Annotated in this window: 18 protein-coding genes and 1 pseudogene; 8 read left to right on the top strand and 11 right to left on the bottom strand. The window is 65.5% G+C overall.

Going from position 1 to position 22895, the window contains the following annotated elements; genetic code table 11:
- Window positions 1-42 precede the first annotated feature (42 nt).
- A pseudogene (locus tag ACVCNR_RS13490) lies at window positions 43-2354 on the bottom strand (putative bifunctional diguanylate cyclase/phosphodiesterase).
- 275 nt (window positions 2355-2629) lie between these two features.
- Here ACVCNR_RS13490 and ACVCNR_RS13485 point away from each other — a divergent pair.
- Entirely contained in the window at window positions 2630-3403 is a 774-nt protein-coding gene (locus ACVCNR_RS13485) for a gamma-glutamyl-gamma-aminobutyrate hydrolase family protein (protein ID WP_447075147.1), read from the top strand.
- 6 nt (window positions 3404-3409) lie between these two features.
- On the opposite strand, the gene ACVCNR_RS13480 is transcribed toward ACVCNR_RS13485, so the two are convergent.
- The 4 genes from ACVCNR_RS13480 to ACVCNR_RS13465 form a co-directional block, all read right to left on the bottom strand.
- A complete protein-coding gene (locus ACVCNR_RS13480; protein ID WP_447075146.1) occupies window positions 3410-4384 on the bottom strand; it encodes a 2-hydroxyacid dehydrogenase in 975 nt (324 codons plus the stop codon).
- A gap of 4 nt (window positions 4385-4388) precedes the next feature.
- The gene (locus ACVCNR_RS13475) at window positions 4389-5408 is read right to left on the bottom strand and encodes a LacI family DNA-binding transcriptional regulator (RefSeq protein WP_447075701.1); all 1020 of its coding nucleotides are present in this window, start codon (window positions 5406-5408) and stop codon (window positions 4389-4391) included.
- Window positions 5409-5474: 66 nt separating this feature from the next.
- Window positions 5475-6416: a DMT family transporter gene (locus ACVCNR_RS13470; RefSeq protein ID WP_435521626.1), complete on the bottom strand. Its 942-nt coding sequence runs from the start codon at window positions 6414-6416 to the stop codon at window positions 5475-5477.
- A gap of 150 nt (window positions 6417-6566) precedes the next feature.
- Window positions 6567-7091 (bottom strand): MarR family winged helix-turn-helix transcriptional regulator, encoded by a 525-nt coding sequence (locus ACVCNR_RS13465; RefSeq protein ID WP_354199167.1) that lies wholly within the window; start codon window positions 7089-7091, stop codon window positions 6567-6569.
- A 287-nt stretch (window positions 7092-7378) separates the two neighbouring features.
- On the opposite strand from ACVCNR_RS13465, the gene ACVCNR_RS13460 reads away from it, so the two are divergent.
- Genes ACVCNR_RS13460 through ACVCNR_RS13450 form a run of 3 tightly spaced genes read left to right on the top strand, consistent with a single transcriptional unit; the run spans window position 7379 to window position 10080 of the window.
- A complete protein-coding gene (locus tag ACVCNR_RS13460; RefSeq protein ID WP_514373727.1) occupies window positions 7379-8503 on the top strand; it encodes a CobW family GTP-binding protein in 1125 nt (374 codons plus the stop codon).
- Window positions 8488-9084: an AAA family ATPase gene (locus tag ACVCNR_RS13455; protein WP_354199169.1), complete on the top strand. Its 597-nt coding sequence runs from the start codon at window positions 8488-8490 to the stop codon at window positions 9082-9084. The genes ACVCNR_RS13460 and ACVCNR_RS13455 overlap by 16 nt, the downstream gene beginning before the upstream one ends.
- Window positions 9085-9105: 21 nt before the next feature.
- Entirely contained in the window at window positions 9106-10080 is a 975-nt protein-coding gene (locus ACVCNR_RS13450; RefSeq protein ID WP_354199171.1) for a WD40 repeat domain-containing protein, read from the top strand.
- Window positions 10081-10310: 230 nt separating this feature from the next.
- Here ACVCNR_RS13450 and ACVCNR_RS13445 read toward each other — a convergent pair whose 3' ends face one another.
- Window positions 10311-10667 carry a hypothetical protein gene (locus tag ACVCNR_RS13445; protein ID WP_354199173.1) on the bottom strand — a complete coding sequence of 119 codons (357 nt, stop codon included), beginning with the start codon at window positions 10665-10667 and terminating at the stop codon, window positions 10311-10313.
- A 239-nt stretch (window positions 10668-10906) separates the two neighbouring features.
- On the opposite strand from ACVCNR_RS13445, the gene ACVCNR_RS13440 reads away from it, so the two are divergent.
- Together ACVCNR_RS13440 and ACVCNR_RS13435 are read left to right on the top strand one after the other, a co-directional pair.
- Entirely contained in the window at window positions 10907-12280 is a 1374-nt protein-coding gene (locus tag ACVCNR_RS13440) for an aspartate aminotransferase family protein (RefSeq protein WP_354199175.1), read from the top strand.
- Window positions 12281-12343: 63 nt separating this feature from the next.
- A complete protein-coding gene (locus ACVCNR_RS13435) occupies window positions 12344-13729 on the top strand; it encodes a glutamine synthetase family protein (protein WP_447075144.1) in 1386 nt (461 codons plus the stop codon).
- 138 nt (window positions 13730-13867) lie between these two features.
- On the opposite strand, the gene ACVCNR_RS13430 is transcribed toward ACVCNR_RS13435, so the two are convergent.
- From ACVCNR_RS13430 to ACVCNR_RS13420, 3 genes are all read right to left on the bottom strand, one after another.
- Window positions 13868-15130, bottom strand: a complete 1263-nt coding sequence (locus tag ACVCNR_RS13430; protein WP_447075143.1) for a glycerate kinase type-2 family protein — start codon at window positions 15128-15130, stop codon at window positions 13868-13870.
- Window positions 15131-15241: 111 nt separating this feature from the next.
- Window positions 15242-16555 (bottom strand): guanine deaminase, encoded by a 1314-nt coding sequence (gene guaD / locus ACVCNR_RS13425; RefSeq protein WP_447075142.1) that lies wholly within the window; start codon window positions 16553-16555, stop codon window positions 15242-15244.
- 92 nt (window positions 16556-16647) lie between these two features.
- Window positions 16648-17868 (bottom strand): urate hydroxylase PuuD, encoded by a 1221-nt coding sequence (locus tag ACVCNR_RS13420; RefSeq protein WP_354199183.1) that lies wholly within the window; start codon window positions 17866-17868, stop codon window positions 16648-16650.
- A 137-nt stretch (window positions 17869-18005) separates the two neighbouring features.
- Between ACVCNR_RS13420 and ACVCNR_RS13415 the strand changes: the two genes are divergently transcribed.
- Entirely contained in the window at window positions 18006-18926 is a 921-nt protein-coding gene (locus tag ACVCNR_RS13415) for a LysR family transcriptional regulator (RefSeq protein WP_447075141.1), read from the top strand.
- Between the two features lie 101 nt (window positions 18927-19027).
- The gene (gene dps / locus ACVCNR_RS13410; protein ID WP_354199187.1) at window positions 19028-19516 is read left to right on the top strand and encodes a DNA starvation/stationary phase protection protein Dps; all 489 of its coding nucleotides are present in this window, start codon (window positions 19028-19030) and stop codon (window positions 19514-19516) included.
- A gap of 51 nt (window positions 19517-19567) precedes the next feature.
- Here the strand turns inward: dps and xdhC are convergent, their stop codons facing one another.
- Both xdhC and xdhB read right to left on the bottom strand, forming a co-directional pair.
- A complete protein-coding gene (gene xdhC, locus ACVCNR_RS13405) occupies window positions 19568-20449 on the bottom strand; it encodes a xanthine dehydrogenase accessory protein XdhC (RefSeq protein WP_447075140.1) in 882 nt (293 codons plus the stop codon).
- An 81-nt stretch (window positions 20450-20530) separates the two neighbouring features.
- Entirely contained in the window at window positions 20531-22885 is a 2355-nt protein-coding gene (gene xdhB / locus ACVCNR_RS13400) for a xanthine dehydrogenase molybdopterin binding subunit (RefSeq protein ID WP_447075139.1), read from the bottom strand.
- Window positions 22886-22895: the final 10 nt, after the last annotated feature.

The raw sequence follows: 22895 nt of genomic DNA, 5'->3' as shown, positions 1-22895 counted from the left end.
CGGGGTGGAAAAGCGGAGACAGGGGAAAATCCGTGAAACGGCTTATGTGCGGGTTGCGCCCGAAGCGACCACTTCGTCATGGGCGAACGGCCAGCGCGCCGTCGACATGGTTTCGATGCCGGATGCGCTCAGCGCCGCGCCGAACAGGAAGCCCTGCACCAGGTCCGGCTCGACCTGCCGCGACAGCACGCGAAGCTGCTCGAACGTTTCCACGCCCTCGATGGTGATGGAAAGCCCCAGGGAGCGCGACAGCGCCACGATGCCCCTGAGCAGTTCCAGCGAGCGCGGGCTCTGGGTCACGTCCGACAGGAAGGAACGGTCGATCTTGACCTTGTCCAGCGGCAGCTTGTGCAGGTAGCTGAGGCTGGAATAGCCGGTGCCGAAGTCGTCCAGCGCGATGCGCACACCAAGCGCCTTGAGTTCCTTCAGCACCTGGCGCGTCTCGGACTTGTCGTCCAGAAGCGCCGTTTCCGTCACCTCGACCTCAAGCCGGTGCGGCGGCAAACCGGCCGCCTCCAGCGCATCGCGCACTTTCTGGATGATCTCGCTGTTGCGGAAATCCTTGGCCGACAGATTGACCGAAACATTGGTGTGCTTGGGCCATTTGGCGCATTCGGCGCAGGCAGCGTTCAGCATGAAGGTGCTGATCTGCGAAATGATGCCCATCTCTTCCGCCAGAGGAATGAACACGCCGGGCGACACCGGTCCCAGTTCGGGGTGATCCCAGCGGCACAGCGCCTCGCAGCCGGAAATGCGCATCGTGGCCATGGCCACGATCGGCTGGTAGACGACGCGCAAGGTGCCGGCTTCCACGGCGCTGCGCAGGTCGGCCTTCATCCGCTGCCGGTCGCGGAAAGCCGCGTCCATCGACGATTCGAACAATTGCCAGCCGTTCTTGCCGAGTTCCTTGGCCTTGTAGAGGGCAAGGTCGGCCTTGACGATCATCTCGTCGACATCGCTCGCCTCGACGCGGGCCAGCACCGCGCCGGCGCTAATCTGGATGCGCAGCACATGGCCGGCGACATCGACCTCGCCCTTGAGGCCGGCGAAGATCTCGTCGAGCATCCGGCGAGATCGCTTTCGCTCTCCACCCGGTCGAAAAAAACCATGAATTCGTCGCCACCGAAACGACTGATCTTGATGCCCGGCGCCGAAAAGGTGGCAAGCCGTTCCGCCACCGCATAGATCAGCCCATCGCCGACGGGATGGCCGACGGTGTCGTTGACGCTCTTGAAGTCGTCGAGGTCGATGGTGGCGATGGCGCAATAGCGGCCCTGATCGCCGGAAGCCATGCTCTCCTCGACCAGTTCGTGAAAATAGGCCCGGTTGAGCAGACCGGTCAGGCTGTCATAACGGGCCATGAAACGGATGCGCTCTTCCGCCTCGACGCGGGCGGTGACGTCTTCGAAGGTGATGACGCCGAGCTCCTGGCTGCCTTCGCGGGCCGAGAACTCGTAGTGCTGGCCGTTCGAAAAGCCGACAAGGACCTTGCGGTCCCTGCCCTCGAGCAATGCCCTTGTCAGTTGCGCCTCGATATATCGGCAGTCCTTTCGGGTCAGCATGCCGCCGACCACCCCGCGCATCAGCAAGGAATGCACCGAGCGCCCGAGCAGATCGTCGGGCGACTGGATCGACAGCAGGCGTGCGGACTCGGCATTGGCCACCACGACCTTGCCGTCGGGGTCGAGCATGATGAGGCCGTGCGGCATGGTGTTGAGCGCCCGGTTGAAGCGCTGAGCGAGGCGGCTGGCGAGCTTCTCGGCCGAAATCGCCGAGAACAGCACGTCACGCACCGTATCGGCGTAGCGATGGATCGCCAGCAGGAAGGGAATGGACAGGAGCCCCAGCGTGACGTGGTAGAAGTCGCCGCGCAGGATGAACCCCAGCGCCATCGGGCATGCCAGCGTCAGGATGAGGATGTTGACCATCCTCGGCGAGCCGTAGTTGCGCCCGGCGATGCCGGTCGCCGTGGCCAGCACGATGCAGACGGCGGCCGTCTCGGAGAAGGCGTCCTTGCCGGTATAGATGGCGACAAGGCAGAAGGTGCCCAGCACCAGGCCGTGCATGGAACCATAGATGATGTAGCGATTCTCGCGCCGGCGGGCTTCCTCGCGGTTTTCGGCGACCGGCAGCGCCGAATAGCGGCGCATGTTGAGAACGCGGACCACGCCGACCATGACCAGCACGGCGGCGAGCACCAGATAGGCGTGGTTTCCGGACTTCCCCCATACGAGGCCCATCAACGCCGTCTGCGCGGAAATGCCGATGGCAAGCGTGAAGCCGTCGCGGAAAAGAGTTTCCACGAACGGAATGTACACGTCGTCAGGCAGCTCTTTTCGCTTGATGGCGGTCACATCCGGCACTCACTCATGCGAATGTGATGACACATTCGCATTAAAAAACTTTTAGAAGGCAAGCGTCGAAGGACATACATACACGATGCCGTCCCGGTTTCCCCGATTCAAATTGTCCCTGTACAGGATGCATCGATCCTGAAGCCGGACGCAATAGGCTTCGGGGCTGGGCCAACGGTTGGCCGGCGCAAAGTCGAAACCGGCCATGGCAAATCGGGCGCGCAGCCTCTATTTTACGCCCAACGGATTTTCATTCAGACTGGAACCACACCATCATGACGCAGCCGCTGATCGCCGTCTCGACAGACGTGAAGCAGTTCGAAAACTACACCTGGCATGCAGCGCCCCAGCAATATCTGGAAGCCGTGATTTCGGGAGCCGGCGCCCTGCCCGTGCTGGTGCCCTCCTTCGGCGAACGGCTCGACCTCGACGCGCTGCTTTCGGCCGTGGACGGGGTGATGCTGACCGGCTCCAAGTCGAATGTGCATCCGGCCCTCTACGGCGGCGACGCCGGCGAGGAGAACGGCCCCTACGACACCGCCCGCGACTCCACCACCATGCCGCTGATCCGCAAGGCGATCGAGCACGGCGTGCCGCTGCTGGCCATCTGCCGGGGCATTCAGGAGCTGAACGTGGCGCTCGGCGGCACGCTGGCCACCGAAATCCAGGAGCGCGACGGCATTCTCGACCACCGCGCGCCGGTGAGCGAGGATCAGGACGCGCGCTTCGCCATCCGCCAGAAGGTCAGGATCAAGCCCGGCACCTGCCTCGCAAACGTGTTCGGCGCCGGCGACATCGACGTCAACTCGGTGCACCGTCAGGCAGTCGAACGGCTGGGTTCGAAGCTTGAGGTCGAGGCCGTGGCCGAGGACGGGACGGTGGAAGCCGTTTCGGTGAAGGGTGCGCGGGCCTTTGCCGTCGGCGTGCAATGGCATCCCGAATACTGGGTGAAATCGGACAGCGTGTCGCAGAAGGTGTTCAAGGCGTTCGGCGATGCCGTGCGCCAGCACGCGGCCGCCAGGCTGGCTGCACGGGCTGCTGCGGAGTAGCGCGCCCTATTTCGCCTTCACATGCGCGGTTTCCGGCACCGGGGTCAGCGCCCGGCGCTCCCCGAACCACGAGACCAGATTGTCCACGCACAGGTCCGCCATGGCCCGGCGCGTTGCCACGGACGCAGAGGCTACGTGCGGCAGAAGCACGGTGTTGGGGGCCTCCAGCAGGGCCTGCGGCACGTTAGGTTCGTCGGCGAACACGTCGAGGCCGGCGGCCGCGATGGTGCCGTCACGAAGAGCGGCCGCCAGCGCCGCCTCGTCGACGGTGCTGCCGCGGCCGGTGTTGATCAGAACGCCTTCCGGCCCGAGCGCCCCCAGTATCCCGGCGTTGATCGCCTTTTCGGTGGCCGCGCCGCCGGGCGCGATGCAGATCAGCGTATCGACAGCCGCGGCAAGCCCCTTGAGCGTCGGATGATAGCTGTAGGTGACGCCCTCGGCCGGCCGGCGATTGTGATAGGCGATTGAAACGCCGAAGGCTTCCAGCCGCTTCGCCACCGCAAGGCCGATGCGGCCGAGGCCGAAAATGCCGATGTGCCGCCCACGCAGGCTGAGCGGGCTGAACCGATAGTTGCCTTCGCTCACCCATTTGCCCTGCCGCAACCACGCTTCGGCCTTCGGCACTTCCCGCAGGGTCGCGAGCAGCAGCGCGACCGTCAGGTCGGCGACCTCCTCGGTCAGCACATCGGGCGTGTTGGTGACCATGACGCCTTTTGCACCGGCATGGGCGGCATCCACCGAATCATAGCCGACGCCGAAATTGGCGATGATCTCCAGATTGGGGAAGGCGTCGATGAAAGCGGCATCGATGCCGCCGAAGGCCGAAATGCCGCGCACGGCCGCAATGTCCTGCGGCGACAGCAGCGACGGGTCCGGGCGCTCGATATGGATCAGCCGGAAGGCTTCATCGATGCGCGCGACGACGTGGTCGTGCACCTTTCCCGAGACGAGGATCGTTGCGGGCTCGGTCGATGCAGGCATGAATTCAACGCTCCACGGGGCGGCCGGTGGACTGGCGCACATGCAGTTCCGGCTTGATGAGTTCCTGGGTCTGGCCGACGGCCTGACCGTTGAGTTTGTCGAGCAGCGCGCTGGCGGCGCGCCTTCCGACCTCGCGCTGGCCGTTCCAGACGGTGGTGAGGGCGGGCGTGGCGATCGCCGCCTCCTCCAGATCGTCATAGCCGGTCACCGAAATGTCGATGCCCGGCGTCAGCCCGGCGCGGGCGATGCCGTTCATCAGGCCGATGGCGACGAGGTCGTTCCAGCAGCAGGCGGCGGTCGGCTTGTCCTTGAGGGCCAGCAACTGGTTGGCCGCCTCGAAGCCGCCCTGCTTGGTGCGCGGCCCTGCGATGCGCCATGACGGGCGCACTTCCAGCCCCGCCTCGCGCATGGCGCGCAGATAGCCCTGGTAGCGGTCGCGGCCGGTCGAGGTCTGGTCGGTGCCGCCGACCATGGCGATGCGCTTGTGGCCGAGCGAGATCAGGTGATTGGTGGCGAGCGCCGTGCCATAGGCGTCGTCGCCGCGAAACACCGGCACATGCGCGCCCTCGACGTCGCGGGCGATCAGCACCGCCGGCAGCCCGTTGTCCTCGGCCATGCGGATGTCGCTGGCCGGCGTGTCGATGGCCGGCGACATGATGACGCCATCGGCCCCCAGTTGCAGCAGCGTGTCGATGAAGATGCGCTGCTTGTCGAGTTTGTCGTAATGGTTGGACAGCAGGAAGGTCTGGCGCGAGCGGTCCAGCTCATGCTCGATGGAGCGCAGGATCTCGGCATAGAACGGGTTCATGATGTCGTGCACCACGACGCCGACGATGCCGGAGCGCTGGGTGCGCAGCGAAGCGGCGCGGCGATTGTAGATATAGCCGATCTCGCGCGCGTGTTCCTTGATGCGCTCGCGGGTAGAGCCGGCCACCAGCGGGCTGTCGCGCAACGCCAGCGACACCGTTGCCGTCGACACGCCAAGTGCGTCGGCGATCGTGGAAAGCTTGACCTTCTGAGCCAGAGCTAGTGCTCCCCGCGTCACATTTAAATTTTTTAAATGCGGCTTATGCCATCGCGGCCGCCCGAGTCAAAGCTTTTTCGCCACGGCCTCGGTTTCGGCGTCTGGGGCGGCCCGGTTCTTCACCCGCAGCCGGTGCTCGCGATGCAGGATATAGAGGCCGCTGGCCACGATGATGCCGGCGCCCGCGAGGGTCCAGTTGTCGGGGAACTGGTCGAAGACCAGCCAGCCGAAGGCGATCATCCATACCATCTGCATGTAGGGATAAGGGGCGAGCGCGGTGGCGGTCGCCTGCCGGTAGGCCTGGATCAGGCACCAATGGCCGAGCCCGCCGAACAGGCCGAGCAGCAACAGCACCAGCCAGTGAAACGGACCGATGGACGGCCATTCGGTGAACCACAGCGTCGGCGTCAGCAGGATCATCGGCGCCAGCGCCGAATAGAAGATCAGGCTCTCGGGCGTTTCCGAGGTCGACATGCGCCGGGTCATGATGACGTAGATCGAGTTCGACAGCATCGAGCACAGCGCGAACACGTGGCCGATGCCGAACACGCCGACGCCCGGACGCGTGATGACGAGGACGCCGACGAAGCCTGTCAGGATGGCCAGCCAGCGCCGCCAGCCCGCCCATTCGCCGAGCAGCGGCCCGGCGAGCGCGGTGATCACCATCGGCCCGAAGAAATAGATCGAGGTCGTTTCCGCCAGTTGCAGGTAACGCAACGCCAATATGTTGAAGATGGTCGAGCCGCACAGGAAGGCGCCGCGCACGATATGGGCCATCGGGCTGACAGCGCGAAAACGGGCAGGATCGCGCCAGCCCCTGAACAGGGCCGGCACGAGCACCGCATGGCCGGCGAAGCGGGTCCAGGCGATGAACAGGGGCGCGATACCGGCCACCGCCAGATATTTGATCGATGTGTCGAGAAAGCTGAACAGGAAATAGGCCGCGACCATGTAGAAAATGGCCGAGACGGGCGCCGCAATGTCTTCTTGACGACTGGAAATAACCACACCGAGACCGGAAAGCTGATCCGCTGTCCGAGCTTTGGGCCAGCCGGCGCGGTGCTGCAAGCCCAAAAGCGCCTGGCCTGTCGTGAAACAGGCCCTTGGCCTCACCATTCAGCCCTGCGGCCGCGGTTCCGCGCTTGGCCGGCTTCGGGCTCAGGCGTCCGCGTCGGCCTCCGCCTTGGCGGCGCTCTTCGCATCCGGCTTGGCGTCCGCCTCCGGCTCAGCCTCGTCGTCGATGAAGACGAGTTCTTCGTTCGACAGGTTGGCCTCGATGCGGGCGAGAAGCTTGGCCAGCGTCTTCTGCTCCTTCTTGTCGAGGCCCTTGAGCGCCTGCTTCTCGGTCTTCTTCACCGATTTCTCGATGGCCACGATCATCTCGCGGCCGGCATCGGTGAGGAAGATGTGGGCCTGCCTGGCATCGGAATTCGAGTTCCGCTTTTCCAGGAAACCCTGCGCCTGCAGGCGGTTGATGGTCTTGGTGATGGTGGGCGGGCGAACGCCCAGCCGGTCGGCCAGCGCGCCGGGCGTCTGCCCGTCGTCGCGGTCCAGCGCCAGCATGATCTGGTCCTGCCCCGCATAGAAGCCGTGTGCCAGCAGACGCGCCGCAAGCGCGGTCCGCGCCAGCCGCGCGGCCGAATGCAGCCGGTTCATCGTTGCCGTTCTGTCAGCCTTGGCCATGATCGTCCTCTCGACCGCACCCGCATCGCAACCATGGCCCGGCATGGGACGGTTGGCAATCGGGGTTCCAAAAACCCGCGCCCAAAACAGCTTTGCCGGCAAGTTTCGCTGCGCGCATGACGGCTAATGGCAGATGTTTATTTCAGTTAGATGACAAATGATCTTTACCTTGCGACAGATCGAGCCGGCAGGCCGGGCAGGTTGCGCTTTGCCCCGTGCAATCGGGGCCGGCACATCCTATATGGAACCCACATTTCATTTCCGAGGGCCCCATGAGCGACACCCAGATGAGCGATACACGAACAAGTGAAACCGGGGCGAGCGAAACCGCGGCGCAAATCCCCGTCACCGTGCTGACCGGCTATCTCGGTTCCGGCAAGACCACCCTGCTCAACCGCATCCTGTCGGAGAACCACGGCAAGCGCTACGCGGTCATCGTCAACGAATTCGGCGAGATCGGCATCGATAACGACCTCATCGTGGAATCCGACGAGGAAATCTACGAGATGAACAATGGCTGCGTGTGCTGCACGGTGCGCGGCGACCTGATCCGCGTGGTCGAGGGCCTGATGCGCCGCCCCGGCCGCTTCGACGCCATCGTGGTCGAGACGACCGGCCTCGCCGACCCCGCGCCGGTGGCGCAGACCTTCTTCATGGACGACGACGTGCGCTCCAAGACCAAGCTGGACGCCGTGGTGGCGCTGGTCGACGCCAAGCACCTGCCGCTTCGCCTCAAAGACTCGAAGGAGGCCGAGGACCAGATCGCCTTCGCCGACGTGATCGTGCTCAACAAGACCGATCTCGTCAGCGAGGACGAGCTGCGCGCGGTGGAAGCCACGGTGCGCGCCATCAACCCGGCGGCGAAGATCCACCGCACCCAGCGTTCCGGCGTCGATCTGGCCGAGGTGCTGGACCGCGGCGCCTTCGACCTCACGCGGGCTCTGGAAAACGATCCGCATTTCCTCGAGGCGCATGATCACGACCATGACCATGTCTGCGGTCCCGACTGCGATCACGATCATCACCACCATCATGATCACGATGGGCATGATCACGATGGGCACGATCATCATCATGGCCACCACGGGCATGACCACGTCTCGCCGATCCACGACGGGACGGTGCAGTCCGTATCGCTGCGCGGCGGCGAGATGGACCCGAAGAAGTTCTTCCCGTGGATCGAGAAGATCACGCAGATCGAAGGTCCGAATATCCTGCGCCTCAAGGGCATCGTCGCCTTCAAGGACGATCCGGAGCGCTATGTCATCCAGGGCGTGCACATGATCATCGAGGGCGACCACCAGCGCGCCTGGAAGGACGGCGAAAAGCACGAGAGCCGGCTGGTGTTCATCGGCCGCCAGCTCGATGCCGAACGGCTGAAGAAGAGCTTCGAGGCGTGCCAGGCGGCCTGATCGTCCACCTGAACGGCTGGCCGGGCGTTGGCAAGCTGACGGTCGGGCGCGCGCTGGCAGACAGGCTCGGCGCGCGGCTGATCGACAACCATCTGCTGCACGACGTCGCCATACGCTGCACCGGGCTTGCCGATCCCGGCCGATGGCCGCTCTATGAAAAGGTGCGCCACGCCGCCTACGAAGCACTGAAGGACAGGCCGCACGCAGACACCTTGGTGATCACGAATGCCCTTTGCGCCAACGATGCGCGCGAACGGCAGGCATGGAACCATGTCGTCGATCTGGCCATAGCACGCAATGCACCGCTGGTGCCCGTCGTGCTCGAAGCCGATTTCGAGGAGAACGCCCGCAGGCTGCGCAGCCCGGACCGGGCGGGCCGCAAGCTGGCCGATCCGGCTGTCCTTCGCTCATTCCTGACGGCCGACAGCATCCAGAAGCCCGACGTGCCGGACCTGTTGGTGCTTGACGTGACGCGGCTTTCCGCCGATCAAGCTGCCGACGCGATTTGCCGCCATCTGCGGTCCGGGGCCGATGACCGGTTCCGCCCCGCGACGGACAGGCATCGCAATCTTCAGCCATGAAGCAGGCAAGCAGATAATCCCATGCCCACAGTCGCCCCGCTCGATCTCGAAGGCCATTGCGTGGCCGCTGTCTTTCTCGGCGATGTGCCGCATTTCGCGCTCGCCGACGGCTCCATCCACCGGCTGGACCACGGCCACAAAACCGAACAGGCCAATGACGGGCTGCTGTGCGCCTTTTACGACAGCGCCGACGACCGCCTCGTCACCGGGGGCGAGGACGGCAAGGTGTTCGCCGTCAAGGCGGGCGGCGCCGTCGAGCCACTGGCCGAGGCCGGCCGCAAATGGATCACCAGCGTTTCGGCAGGCCCGCAAGGCGCCATCGCCTACGCAACCGGTCGCACCGCCTATGTGCGCTTCGCCGACGGCAAGGTGAAGGAGTTCACCCATCCGCGCTCGGTCGAAGGCATCGCTTTCGCGCCGAAGGGCATGCGCATCGGCGTCGCCCGCTACAACGGCGCGACGCTGCATTTCGCCGCCGCCGAGGGCAAGCCTGTCGAGCTGGAATGGGCGGGCGCCCATACCGGCATCACCTTCTCGCCGGACGGCAATTTCCTTGTCACCACCATGCAGGAAAACGCCCTGCACGGCTGGAAGCTGGCCGACGGCAAGCACATGCGCATGACCGGCTATCCGGCCAAGGTGAAAAGCCTTTCATGGTCTCCCAAGGGCCGTTGGCTGGCCAGTTCGGGTGCGCCGGCGGCCATCGTCTGGCCCTTCCAGGGCAAGGATGGGCCGATGGGCAAGGCGCCGCTGGAACTCGGCACGCGCGGCAATTCCATGGTGACCTGCGTCGCCTGCCATCCGAGCGAAGATGTCGTGGCCATCGGCTACGATGACGGCATGGTGCTGGCCGCCCGCTTCGCCGATGCCAAGGAGGTGCTGCTGCGCCGCCCCGGCAAGGGCGCCATCACCGCCATGGCATGGGACAGCGAGGAGCGCCGCATTGTCTTCGGCAGTGCGGCGGGCGACTGCGGCGTCATCGACATCGCCGGCTGAATGGGCGGCGGCGGACTGGATTACCACCACCCCTGACCCCCCACAAAGAGGAGGGGGACGATTTCCCCGGCGTTGCCGTCCCAGTCTTCGGCATTCGATGCCGGATTCCAACATTGCGGAATCCCCCTCCCCTTGTGAGGAGGGGTCAGGGATGGGGTGCGATGCCGCACGCCCGCGATTGACTTTGCCCCTTGCGGTGGCCCTGGCTGAACCGCCCGGAAGAGCCGCGCCTATTCCACGGAACAGGAAATCTTGCCGTCGAAGGTTTTCGTCCTGCCCTCGCCGGAAGTCGCCCCGGTCATGTCGAACATTTCGAGCGTGTAGTCCCCGGCAAAGGCCCCGCCCTCCGACACGGCTTTCACCGTAAGCTCGGCGTAGCCATGCGGCTTGTCGCCCTCGCGTTCGCGATAGAGCACCAGCCGCAGTTCCGAACCGTCCAGCCAGTATTGCGCCAGATGCGCGCGCTCGAAGCCTGTGTTGCGCAGGTCCTCGGCCACGGCATCGTCGCGGATGCCGATTTCGCCCTGGAGGCTGAACACCGGGCTGCCCATGCCGTGCGTGACGCCGCCATTCACTTCGATCGACACGGCTTCGTCTTCGGCGCTGCACGAAAATCCGCCTGAAGCGGCTGCCGGCCCTGCCGTCAGGACCGCGGATATCAACAAGATGACTGCACGCATCGCGACCTGCTCCCGAAACGGCGCATGATCGCCATCGAGGTCGACCGGTCAAGCCCGGCCTGAGCCAACGCAGATTCCCCGTCCGGCCGGTTGCCGCGCGAAAACGCCCCTCTATAGTGGCTCCGGTTGTTCATGACGGGCAGGACATGGCGGGCAGCGGACAGGCGCAGGGCGGGATAGGGCAGGAACGCATAGAGGCGCTGCGCGAGGGGGAAGCGGAAGTATTCCGCAAGGCCCGGCCGAAGACTGCCGCCAGGCTGGACAACGGCATTGCCGGCTTCCTCGACGGCGTGCCCATGCACTGGATGAAGGACTGGCCGACACCGTTCCCCATCCTGGTCGACCAGGCGCGCGGCGCCACCATCACCGATGTCGACGGCAACCGGCTGGACGATTTCTGCCTCGGCGACACCGGCTCCATGTTCGGCCACTCGCCGCCGCCGGTGGCGCGCGCCATACGCAGGCAGGCCGGACGCGGCCTCACCTACATGCTGCCTTCCGAAGACGCGCTGGCCGTCGGCCCGCTGTTGCAGGAGAAATTCGGCCTGCCCTTCTGGCAGATCGCCACCACGGCCACGGATGCCAACCGTTTCGCACTGCGCGTCGCGCGCGCCGTCACGGGCCGCAAAAAGATCCTCGTCTTCAACGGCTGCTATCATGGCGCGGTGGACGAGACCATGGTGCGGCTGAAGGGCGGCAAGCCGATCAACCGGCCGGGGCTGGCCGGGGAGTTCCGCGACCTGACGCGGGCGACGAAGATCGTGGAGTTCAATGACATTCCTGCCCTTGAGGCAGCCCTTGCCGACAGGGACGTCGCCTGCGTCATCACCGAGCCGGTGCTGACCAACTCCTGCATGGTGCTGCCCGATCCGGGCTTCCACGACGCCCTGCGCCGCCTGACCCGCGATGCCGGCACGCTGCTTCTGATCGACGAGACGCATACCATTTCGACCGGCCCCGGCGGCTACACGCGCGCCCATGGGCTCGAACCGGACCTGTTCGTGCTCGGCAAGCCTGTGGCCGGCGGCGTGCCCGCCAGCGTGTGGGGGATGAGCGAGGACGTTGCCTCGCGTTACGCCGATTACCGGCGCACCCATGAGCCCGGCTATTCCGGCATGGGCACCACGCTGTCGGCCAATCCGCTGCAATTCGCGGCCATGCGCGCCACGCTCGAAGAGGTGATGACGGCTGAGAATTACGCGCATATGGAGCATCTGGCGCGCCGTCTCGATGCGGGCCTTACAGCCGTCATCGACCGTTTCGGCCTGCCCTGGCATGTCGCACGGGTCGGCGCGCGCGTCGAGTTCATCTGTGCGTCCGGACCGCTGAGGAACGGCGGCGAGGCGGAAGCCGCCCACGCGCCGGGACTGGAAGCCGCCTTGCATGTCGCGCTCGTCAACCGCGGCGTGCTGATCGCGCCCTTCCACAACATGATGCTGATTTCCCCCGCCACGCGGCCCGCGCAGGTGAACCGGCTGATCACGGCCTTCGCCGACGTCGTGAGTCGGCTCAGCGATTGATCATCTTCCAGCCGTCGATTACCCCTTGCGGTCAGACGGCATTCCTTCTGGAGACCACCCACCATGACGTCCCCTTCGGGCTCGACGCCCGGCGAAGCCCAGGCCTTTCTCGACGCCCATCCGGAGGTCGAAGCCTTCGACATCGTGCTGACCGACGCCAACGGCGTCGGGCGCGGCAAGATCATCCGCCGGCATGAGCTGATGGGTCTCTACAAAAGCGGCCGGCACATGCCGATCTCGATCCTCGGCCTCGACATCACCGGCGAGGACGTGCACGAAACCGGGCTGATCTGGGATTCGGGCGACGGCGACCTGCGCGCATGGCCTCTCCCCGGCACGCTGGTGCCGCTCTACGGCACCAGTCCGGCGCGCGGACAGGTGCTGATGGCCATGCATCATCTCGACGGCGCGCCGATGAGCTCGGACCCGCGCCACGCGCTGGCGCGGCAGGTGGCGAAGCTGGCCGAGAAGGGCCTGCATCCGGCCGGCGCCTTCGAGCTGGAATTCTTTCTCCTCGCCAATGAACGCGACGCCGAGGGCAAGGTGCAGCCGGCCGGCGCGGTGCTGGACGGCCGCCGCTCGGCCAAGACGGAGGTCTATTCCGTCGACCATCTGCACGGCATGGAGCCGCTGTTTTCGGACATCTATGCGACCGCAAGGGAACAGGGCATTCCCGCCGAGACGGTGATCTCGGAATATGCGCCCGGTCAGTACGAGCTTACGCTCAACTACCGCAAGGACGTGCTCCGCGCCGCCGACGACCTGGTGATGCTGAAGCGCATCGTGCGGGCGCAGGCGCGCCGCCATGGCGTCACCGCCTGCTTCATGGCCAAGCCCATCGAGCAATATGCCGGCTCGGGCATGCATCTCCACGTTTCGCTGCTCGACCGCGACGAGCAGAACGCCTTCACCGAAAAGCCCGGCGAGACATGGTCGCCGCTATTGCTTCATGCGCTGGGCGGGCTTGCCGTCACCATGGCCGAATCCATGCTTGTGTTCGCGCCGCACGCCAATTCCTGGCGGCGCTTCGTCTCGCAATCCTATGCGCCGGTGGCGCCGACATGGGGCGTCAACAATCGCTCGGTAGCCTTGCGGGTGCCGGCGGGGGATGCGCGGAACCGCCGCATCGAACACCGGCCTTCCGGCGTCGATGCCAATCCCTATCTGGTCGCCGCAACGGTGCTGGCCGGCATTGCCAAGGGCATCGAGGAACAGCTCGACCCCGGCCCCGAGACGACCGGCAACGGCTATGAGGCCGACAGTGGCGACAGCACCATGCCGGCCGACTGGCGCGCCGCAATCGACGCGGCGAAGGCTTCGGAGTTTTTACGCGGGGCGCTGGGGCCGGACCTGCACAACACCTTCACCGCCATCAAGCAGGCCGAGTATTTCCGTGTGGCGCGCACGGTGAGCGAACTCGACTACCACCTCTATTTGCACGAGGTGTGAGGCGAATTATGTAAGCATCCGCTTACTGAATTGATTGGGGCAATTCATACTCCGGCAAAATTGCCCTCATCCCCCTGCCGGGACCCTCTCCCCGCTTGCGGGGAGGGGGAGAGGGGCTACTCCGGCAAAACCTGAAATTCAACGCACCAATATGGCGCGCAGGTCGTTGACGTTGGTGCCGGTCGGGCCGGGCACGAACAGATCGTCCACCGCATCGAACGCCGTCCAGGCATTGTTGGCGGTCAGCAGGGCGCGCGCATCGACGCCGGCGGCCCGCATGCGGCGCACCGTTTCGCCATCGCAGAAGGCGCCGGCATTGTCCTCGGAACCGTCGATGCCGTCGGTGTCGGCGGCCAGCGCATGGATACCGTCGAAGCCGTCGATGCCGAGCGCGAAGGAAAGCAGGAACTCGGTGTTGCGGCCGCCCTTGCCCTTGGCGCGCAAGGTCACCGTGGTTTCGCCGCCAGACAGCAGCAGCACCGGCTTTTGGAAGGGCCGGTTGCGGGTGGCGATCTCGCGGGCGATGGCCGCGTGGACCGAACCCACCTCGCGCGCCTCGCCCTCGATGGAATCGGACAGGATGACGGCCTCGATGCCCTGCCGCTTCGCCTCCGCGGAGGCCGCCTCCAGAGAAACGGCGGCCGAAGCGATCAGCTTCACCTCGTTGCGGGCGAAGCGCTTATCGTCGGGGCGCGGCGCGTCGGCTTCCGGCGAGTTGAGATGCGCAATCACACGCTCCGGCAGCTCGATGCCGTAAGCCTCGATGGCCTTCAGCGCATCGGCGCGGCTGGCCGCGTCAGGCACCGTGGGGCCGGACGCCACCAGCGCCGGATTGTCGCCCGGAATGTCGGAGACGATCAGCGACACCACGCGGGCCGGATGAGCCGCCGCCGCGAGCCGCCCGCCCTTGATGGCCGAGACATGCTTGCGGATGGCGTTCATGACGGAGATCGGCGCGCCCGAGGCCAGAAGCGCCTCGTTGACGGCGATTTCGTCATCCAGCGTCAGCGAACCGGCGGGGGCCGGCAGCAGCGCCGAGCCGCCGCCGCAAACCAGCGCCACCACGAGATCGTACTCGCCGAGCCCCTCCACCTGCCGCAAGAGGCGCTGCCCGGCCTCCAGCCCGGCCTTGTCCGGCACTGGATGGGCCGCCTCGATCACCTCGATGCGCTTGGTCGGCGCGCCGTAGCCGTAGCGGGTGACGACAAGACCCTCGATGGGACCGTCCCAGACCTTCTCGAAGGCGGCCGCCATCTGCGCCGCGCCCTTGCCGGCGCCGATGACGATGGTGCGCCCCTTGGGCCGTTCCGGCAGATGATCGCGGATCGTCCGTTCCGGGTCCGCCGCAGCGACCGCCGCTTCGAAAATGGAGGTCAGGAAAGCCTTGGGCGCGAGGGTCATGCGTTCCTTCCTGTTTGAGGGCATGGCCTGTTTGAGGACACCGCCTGTTTGAGGGCATGGGCACCCTTTGGACAGCTTGCCTTGTGCAGTCAAGGGGCGGCGCCCCTCTCCTCAGGCGGCGACGATGCTCTTGGAAGGCTTGCCGGCGACATAGACCTCGCGCACGGCGCGGTCGTCGCCCAGCGTCTGCAACAGGAACAACTCCTCGGCCAGGGACTTCACGGTCTCCATGCGCAGTTCCATGACCGGAGTGGCGCGGCTGTCCAGCACGATGATGTCGGCCTCGGTGCCGGCTTCCAGCGTGCCGACCCGGTCGGCGATGGACAGCGCCTCGGCATTGCCGCGCGTGATCTGCCAGAAGGACTGGAACGGGTTCAGCTTCTCGCCCTGCAGGGCGATCACCTTGTAACCCTCGTCCATGGTGCGCAGCATGGAATAGTTGGTGCCGCCGCCGACATCGGTCGCGGCCGCGATGCGCAGGGGCTTCTCGCGGCAGCGGAAGCGCTGATAGTCGAACAGGCCGGACCCGAGGAACAGGTTGGACGTCGGGCAGAATACAGCGACCGAACCGGTTTCCGAAATAATATCGGCCTCGCGCTCGGCAAGGTGGATCGAGTGGCCAAGCAGGGTGCGCGGCCCGAGCAGCCCATAATGTTCGTAGACGCCGGCATAGTCCTCGGCCTGCGGATAGAGTTCGCGGGTGAAGGCGATCTCGTCATGGTTCTCCGACAGGTGCGTCTGGATGTGCAGCTCGGGAAACTCCTTCGCCAGCGCGCCCGCCATCTCCATCTGCTCCGGCGTGGAGGTGATGGCGAAGCGCGGCGTGATGGCGTAGTGCTGGCGGCCCTTGCCGTGCCATTCGGCAATCAGCGCCTTGGTGTCGTCGTAGCCGGACTGCGGCGTGTCGGTGAGTTCACCCGGCGCGTTGCGGTCCATCATCACCTTGCCGGCGATGTTGAGCATGTTGCGGTCATGCGATTCGGCGAAGAAGGCTTCCGCCGATTCCTTGTGCACCGAGCAATAGGCGGCGACCGTGGTGGTGCCGTTGCGGATCATCTCGTCGAGGAACAGGCGCGCGATGCGGCGGCCGTGCTGGGCGTTGAGGAACCTGGTTTCTTCCGGGAAGGTGTAGGTGTTCAGCCATTCCAGCAGTTCCGCGCCATAGGAGGCGATGATCTGCATCTGCGGAAAATGGGCGTGCGCGTCGATGAAGCCGGGAACCAGAAGATGCGGCCGGTGGTCGACCTTCGCCACACCCTCGCCGGCCTGCCTTTCGACATCCGCATAGGCACCGGCGGCGACGATCTTGCCGCCCCTGAGAAGCAGGCCGCCGTCTTCCTCGTAGCTCCACGCGCCCTGGTCGTCGATCGCCTCAGGCCAGCGCACGAAGGAAAGCGTGCGTCCACGCAGCAGGGTATCGGTCATGGTATCGGTCCTCGCAGTCTCTTGCCGGCGATCGTCCGGCGCACGGGCGTAGCGGCTGCGGCTGTCGGAAGTGCCTGCCGCCGGAAGTGCGGTTATTGGCGCTTGTCCTCGAACCAGGCGGTGAGCAGCGCCCGCTCCTCTTCGGTCATCTGGGTCACGTTGGCGGGCGGCATGGCATGGCTCTTGCCGGCCTGCAGGTAGATCTCGCGGGCATGGGAGGCGATGGCCTCGTCGGTATCGAGAACCACGCCCTTGGGGGCGTGGTAGATGCCGTCATAGAACGGCTCCGATGCATGGCACATGGCGCAACGCCCCATCACCGTGTCGCGCACCGCCGGGAAATGGGTCGAGGCGATGTAGACCTCGCCGGTGGCGGAAGCCGCCTTCGACTCGCCGGTCAGCACCTTCGGCACGGTCGACAGCCAGATGATGATGACGAACAGGATGGCGGCGACCAGCCAGGTCCAGGTCGGGTTGCCCTTGCGGGCGTGGCCGGTGTTGAAATAGTGGCGGATCAGCACGCCGATGAGGAACACCAGCGAGGCGATGATCCAGTTGTACTGGGTGCCGAACGCCAGCGGATAGTGGTTCGACAGCATCAGGAACAGCACGGGCAGCGTCAGGTAGTTGTTGTGCACCGAGCGCTGCTTGGCGATCTTGCCGTATTTCGGGTCCGGCTTGCGGCCGGCGATGAGGTCGGCGACGACCACCTTCTGGTTCGGAATGATGACCATGAAGACGTTGGCCGACATGATCGTGGCGGTGATGGCGCCAAGATGCAGGAAGGCGGCGCGGCCGGTGAACAGATGCGTCAGTCCCCAGGCGATGAACACCAGGATGACATAGAGGAAGATCATCAGGCCGGTGTCGCTCTTGCCGAGGAAGAGCTTGCACAGCGTGTCGTAGAACAGCCAGCCCACGCCGATGGTGGCCAGCGAAATGCCGATGCCGACCGGCACCGAGACGTCCAGAACGCTGGGATCGATGAGGAAGAGGTCGGCGCCAGCATAGTAGACAATGCACAGAAGCGCGAAGCCCGACAGCCAGGTGGCGTAGCTTTCCCACTTGAACCAGGTCAGGTGTTCCGGCATCGCCTCCGGCGCCACCAGATATTTCTGGATGTGGTAGAAACCGCCGCCGTGGACCTGCCACTCCTCGCCAAAGGCGCCGGCCGGCAGCCCGGGGCGCTGGCGCAGCCCCAGGTCGAGCGCGACGAAATAGAACGACGAACCAATCCAGGCGATGGCGGTGATGACATGCAGCCAACGCACCCCGAACGACAACCAATCCCAGAAAATCGCAAAATCCAGCATGCTCCACCCCTTGTCGGCAGAAAACGACTTTACGGACTCGTTCCCAAACGAAAAGAGGCCATTGGCCCGATGACTTTCAAAAAAATTTGGAAAATACTATTGTCCTTCGACGCAGCCACATACAGCCACGGAATCGCATGGCCTATCTCGACAATATTGCCGTCTTCGTTCGGGTCGTCGAACTGGGGAATTTGTCCGCGGCCGGCCGGGACATGCGCATTTCCCCCGCCGTCGCCTCCAACCGCATCAAGGAGCTGGAGAAGCACCTTGGCGTGCGGCTGTTCAACCGCACGACACGCCAGCTCATGCCGACCGAGCACGGCACCGTGTTCTACACCGGCGCCAAGCACATCCTGGAGGCGGTGGCGGAAGCCGAAGCCTCGGTCGCGACCCTGTCCGGCCAGCCGCGCGGCACCATCCGCGTCACCGCCCCGCTGGGCCTGGGACGGCGGCTGGTTGCCTCCGGCATCCCCGAATTCCACGACAGATATCCCGATATCGAGGTTCGGCTGCGGCTTTCCGACCACAATGTCGATATCCTGAAAGAGGGCATCGACGTGGCGTTCCGGCTGGGGGTGATCGAGGATTCGTCGCTCAGGATGCGCGGCATCCTCGAATGCGAGCGGGTGCTGGTGGCGTCGCCCGAATATATCGAACGGCGCGGCGAGCCGGCCGATGTGCATGAACTGATCGAGAAGAAGCACGACTGCCTGATGCTGCGCTATCCGGGTTCCCGCGAGTTCTACTGGATATTGCAGACGCCAACCGGCCCGCAGAAATTCGAGTTCCGCGGCCCCTATGACAGCGATGACGGCGATGTGCTGACCGGCTGGGCGCTGGCCGGGCGCGGCATCGTCAACAAGCCACGCTTCGAGGTCGAGCCCTATCTGCGCGACGGGCGCCTGCGCGTGATCCTGCAACAGACGCCGCCGACGCCCGTCCAGCTAGCCGCCGTCTATCCGCACAAGAAGCTGCAGGACCCCAAGGTGCGCCTGCTGCTCGACTTCATGGCGGAGCGGTGCCAGCGGCTGATCCGCGAGGCGCTGTCGGCCAAATAGCCGCAGGGTGCTTGAGGAACCCATCTTGCAGGCGCACATTGTCGAACGAGGGGCACGGTTCCTGCCGCGCCCCTCGTCCAACCATCGAATGGAGTTTCCCCATGGCAACGATCCAGACCCGTAACGACCTGAAGTCCAACACGCGCGCGTCGTCCATCGAAGTGCTGAACGCGCGGCTGGCAGACGCCATCGACCTGGCACTGATCACCAAGCAGGCGCACTGGAACGTGAAGGGTCCGCAATTCATTGCCATCCACGAGATGCTCGACACTTTCCGCACCGAACTCGACGGCCATGTCGACACGATCGCGGAACGGGCGGCCCAGCTCGGCGGCACCGCGCTCGGCACCTCGCAGGTCGTCGCCCGGGACAGCACCCTCAAGCCCTATCCGACCGATATCCACAAGACGAAAGACCATCTCGCCGCGCTGATCGATGCCTATGCGGCGGCCGCCAAGGGCGCTCGCGACGCCATCGACGAGACCGACGAGGCGGGCGATGCCGACACGGCCGACATCTTCACCGGCTATTCGCGTTCGCTCGACAAGTTCCTGTGGTTCCTGGAATCCCACATCCAGGAAAAGGAATAAGCCCTCACCGTTAGAGTGTTTCCGCGTTCTTGAACCGCGGAATCACTCAACTCATTGTTTCGGGGAAATTTTCCGCGCCGCGCGAGTTTCGGAAACGCCTGGCCCCGCATGCCCCAACCCCGCATGCGAAGCCAGCGCCGACATCATCTCGGCGGCGGCCAGCGCCGCGATCACCGGCGGTCGCTTGTCCTTCACCGCCTCGCCGCCGATGGGGGAAACCAGCCGGGCGAATTCCGCTTCCGTGCCGCCGGCCGTCTTCAGGAACCAGCTCCGGAAAGTGGCCTTCTTGGTCTTCGAGCCGATCATGCCGACATACGCGGCATCGCCGCGCTTCAGCGCCTCGGCAACGATGAGGAAGTCCAGCGCGTGATCGTGGGTCAGCACGGCGAAGGCGGAGCCGGCGGGCGCCGCGCGCACCGCCTCTTCCGGAACTGGCGTCAGCAGCATCTCGACGCCCGGCGCCACGCCTTCCAGCTCGTTCTCCCGCGTCTCGACCACCACGGCGTGGACGGGCAGCAGGGCGACGGAAGCCGCCAGCGCCTTGCCGACATGGCCTCCTCCGAAAATGTAGAGATGCGGCAGCATCATCTCCTCCCGCTCGGCCGCGCCGACAAGAGCCGCCGCCAGGGCGGCATCGCCCGGCCGGATCGCCACTTCCACCCGGCCGCCGCAGCACTGGCCGATCTCCGGCCCGAGCGGCACGTCGAGCATGGTCGAGCTGTCACCGGATTTGCCGAGCACCTGCCGGGCCTTGTCGATGGCCATGTATTCGAGCTGGCCGCCGCCGATGGTGCCATAGCTGGACGCCGGCGACACCAGCATCCATGCCCCGGTCTCGCGCGGCGTGGAACCCTTCGTGCCGGCCACGCTGACCAGCGCGAAGCGGCCGGCGCCGGCAAGGAAGGATTTCAGATCGTCAACGGTCGAGGCCACCTCATGCCTCCCAACACGTCTCAAGCCGGCAAAGCGACAAACCTTTCATGCCCATAAGATAGGTTCCCAACGCAGCTTGCGCTACTTTCCGGCCTGTGCCTTCAGCCGCTCCACCGCCATCAGCACGCGCTCCGGCGTGGCCGGGGCGTCGAGGCGCGGGCAGATCTTGTGATCCGCGACGCTGGCGATGGCATCCGACAAGGCGTGGAGCACGGACAGGCCGAGCGGCAGCGGCGGCTCGCCCACCGCCTTGGAGCGGTGGACGGTCGGCTCATAGGCCTCGGACCAGTCGGTCAGCGCCACGTTGAATACCTTGGGCCGGTCGGAGGCCAGCGGGATCTTGTAGGTGGAAGGCGCATGCGTGCGCAGGCGGCCCTTGTCGTCCCACCACAATTCCTCGGTGGTCAGCCAGCCCATGCCCTGGATGAAGCCGCCCTCGACCTGGCCGATGTCGATGGCCTTGTTCAGCGAACGGCCGGTATCGTGCAGGATGTCGGTGCGCTCGACCACATATTCGCCGGTCAGCGTGTCGACGGAGACTTCCGAGCAGGCCGCGCCATAGGCGTAGTAGTAGAAGGCGTGGCCACGGCCCTTGGCACGGTCCCAGTGGATTTTCGGCGTCTTGTAGAATCCGGCCGCCGAAAGCTGGACGCGGTTCATGTAGGCCTGCTTGACCAGGTCGTTGAAGGGGATCTCCTCATTGCCGACCCGCACCCGGTTGGGCAGGAACACCACCTGTTCGCGCGGGATCTGGTGGGTTTCGGCGGCGAAGTCGATCAGCCGCTCCTTGATCTGGCGCGCCGCGTCCTGCGCCGCCATGCCGTTGAGGTCCGCGCCCGACGAGGCGGCGGTGGGCGAGGTGTTGGGCACCTTGGCCGTGGTGGTGGCGGTGATCTTCACCCGGTCGAGGTCGATCTGGAATTCCTCGGCCACCACCTGCGCCACCTTGAGGTGCAGGCCCTGCCCCATCTCGGTGCCGCCATGGTTCATGTGCACCGAACCGTCGGTGTAGACATGAACCAGCGCGCCGGCCTGGTTGGACTCCGTCTTGGTGAAGGAGATGCCGAATTTCACCGGCGTCAGCGCCAGGCCGCGCTTGACCACCGGGCTCGTGGCGTTGAACTCGGCAATCGCCTTGCGGCGGCCGGCATAGTCGGCGCTTTCCTCCAGCTCGGCCACGATGCGCTGGATGATGCAGTCCTCCACCTTCTGGTGGTAGGGGGTGAGGTTGCGCTCGCCCTTCACGCCCATCGCGTCGTAGAAGTTGAGCTTGCGGATTTCCAGCGGGTCCTTGCCGACGGCGAAGGCCACCTCGTCGATGACGCGCTCCGCGCCCACCATGCCCTGCGGGCCGCCGAAGCCGCGGAACGCCGTGTTCGACACGGTGTTGGTGTAGAGCGGCGCCGACTTGGCATGCACATGCGGGAAGAAATAGGCGTTGTCGCAATGGAACAGCGCGCGGTCGCCCACCGGGCCGGAAAGGTCGGCGGAAAAGCCGGAGCGCAGCGCGAAGGTGTAGTCGATGCCGAGGATGCGGCCCTCGTCGTCGAAGCCGACATCGTAGTCGATGGCGAAGTCGTGCCGCTTGCCGGTGGCGGTCATGTCCTCGTCGCGGTCGAGGCGCAGCTTGACCGCGCGCTTGAGCTTCTTGGCGGCGATGGCGGCCAGCGCCGCGCACTGGTTGGCCTGGGTTTCCTTGCCGCCGAAGCCGCCGCCCATGCGGCGCACCTCCACCGTCACCGCATGGCTCGGCACGCCGAGCGCATGGGCAACCATGTGCTGGGTTTCGCTCGGCCCTTGCGTCGAGCAATAGACGATGATCTCGTCGTCCTCGCCCGGAATGGCCAGCGACACCTGCCCTTCGAGGTAGAAGTGGTCCTGCCCGCCAAGGCGCATGCGGCCCTTGACGCGGCGCGGTGCGCTGGCGAGCGCCGTCGCGGCATCGCCGCGCTTCAGCGTCAGCGGCGTGGTGACCTGCTTGTGGGTCGCGACGTCGAGGTCCCAGATGTCGATGACCGCAGGCAGTTCCTCATACGCGATCTTTGCCAGCCGGGCGGCGCGGCGGGCCTGCTCGCGCGTCTCGGCGATGACGCAGAAGATCGGCTGGCCGTGGAACTCGACCTTGCCCTCGGCCAGCACCGGGTCGTCATCCATGTAGGAAGGCGATATCTCGTTGACGCCGGGAACGTCCTCATAGGTGAGCACGTCGACGACGCCGGGGGCGGCGCGCACCGCCGACAGGTCCACCGACTTGATGATGCCATGCGCGACATTGGAGAGGCCGAGGCCGGCATGCAGCGTGCCGACCGGCTCGACCATGTCGTCGATATAGACGGCCGTGCCGGTGACGTGCTTGTGGGCGGAATCGTGGCGCTGCGTGGAATGGACGCCGCCGACGATCTTCTCGGCCTTCAGATTTGGTGCGTGCTTGGTCATGGGTCTTGCC

It is taken from the genome of Aquamicrobium terrae, assembly GCF_052978165.1.
This window is presented reverse-complemented; position numbering and strand designations above follow the sequence as displayed.

Coding starts and splice junctions, on each gene's coding strand:
- ACVCNR_RS13465 (WP_354199167.1), bottom strand. CDS start 7,091: ATGGCCAAGGCTGACAGAACGGCAACGATGAACCGGCTGCATTCGGCC.
- dps (WP_354199187.1), top strand. CDS start 19,028: ATGGCAACGATCCAGACCCGTAACGACCTGAAGTCCAACACGCGCGCG.
- ACVCNR_RS13435 (WP_447075144.1), top strand. CDS start 12,344: ATGACGTCCCCTTCGGGCTCGACGCCCGGCGAAGCCCAGGCCTTTCTC.
- ACVCNR_RS13460 (WP_514373727.1), top strand. CDS start 7,379: ATGAGCGATACACGAACAAGTGAAACCGGGGCGAGCGAAACCGCGGCG.
- ACVCNR_RS13420 (WP_354199183.1), bottom strand. CDS start 17,868: ATGCTGGATTTTGCGATTTTCTGGGATTGGTTGTCGTTCGGGGTGCGT.
- ACVCNR_RS13440 (WP_354199175.1), top strand. CDS start 10,907: ATGGCGGGCAGCGGACAGGCGCAGGGCGGGATAGGGCAGGAACGCATA.
- xdhB (WP_447075139.1), bottom strand. CDS start 22,885: ATGACCAAGCACGCACCAAATCTGAAGGCCGAGAAGATCGTCGGCGGC.
- ACVCNR_RS13480 (WP_447075146.1), bottom strand. CDS start 4,384: ATGCCTGCATCGACCGAGCCCGCAACGATCCTCGTCTCGGGAAAGGTG.
- ACVCNR_RS13430 (WP_447075143.1), bottom strand. CDS start 15,130: ATGACCCTCGCGCCCAAGGCTTTCCTGACCTCCATTTTCGAAGCGGCG.
- guaD (WP_447075142.1), bottom strand. CDS start 16,555: ATGACCGATACCCTGCTGCGTGGACGCACGCTTTCCTTCGTGCGCTGG.
- ACVCNR_RS13415 (WP_447075141.1), top strand. CDS start 18,006: ATGGCCTATCTCGACAATATTGCCGTCTTCGTTCGGGTCGTCGAACTG.
- ACVCNR_RS13450 (WP_354199171.1), top strand. CDS start 9,106: ATGCCCACAGTCGCCCCGCTCGATCTCGAAGGCCATTGCGTGGCCGCT.
- ACVCNR_RS13485 (WP_447075147.1), top strand. CDS start 2,630: ATGACGCAGCCGCTGATCGCCGTCTCGACAGACGTGAAGCAGTTCGAA.